At 48.5% G+C, this 507-nt stretch carries 2 protein-coding genes; both read right to left on the bottom strand.

Going from position 1 to position 507, the window contains the following annotated elements; all coding sequences use genetic code 11:
* On the bottom strand, positions 1-121 hold a 121-nt coding region (locus K0039_RS24985), incomplete at its 3' end, for a DsrE family protein (protein ID WP_500303708.1).
* On the bottom strand, positions 121-507 hold a 387-nt coding region (locus K0039_RS24980), incomplete at its 5' end, for a helix-turn-helix domain-containing protein (RefSeq protein WP_228106823.1). The genes K0039_RS24980 and K0039_RS24985, both read right to left, overlap by 1 nt.

Here is a 507-nt window from a genome sequence, read left to right as displayed (position 1 = left end):
GATAGAAAAAGACGCTGCTTAACTCATGGCCATCTGCTATCAGCGCCTGCGCAAACTGAAAAGCACTACTCGCCTGTTGCGTACCGTATGCTGGCCCGGTCACCACGATGGCAAAACGCATTACTTATCTTGCCCCTGGAAATCACCGCTCTTGAACTGGCGGATGTAGAGATAGACAGTGTGTTTGGAGATGTTCAGGCGGTCAGCAACCTGGTTGATCGCATCTTTAATATCGAAGATCCCTTTCTCGTAGAGATTCAGCACGATCTGACGATTTTTGGCGTTATTAGAAACATTGCGATCGGCATTCACTTCTTCGATGGTGAACTCCAGCGTTTGGGTAACCAGATCTTCAACAGAAGAGGCAAAGTTGACGCTTGAACCGACATCCGGGGTTTCTGGCGGCACAAAGGTGCTCATAATCTGCGAGAAGGGAACATCAAGATTCATATTGATGCACAGCAGACCAATTACACGCTGTTCGCGGTTACGAATCGCGATAGTCAG

The organism is Terrisporobacter mayombei, from assembly GCF_020748465.1.
Classification (GTDB): domain Bacteria; phylum Bacillota; class Clostridia; order Peptostreptococcales; family Peptostreptococcaceae; genus Terrisporobacter; species Terrisporobacter mayombei.
The sequence above is the reverse complement of the archived record's forward strand: the minus strand, read 5'-3'. Positions and strand labels throughout refer to the sequence as shown.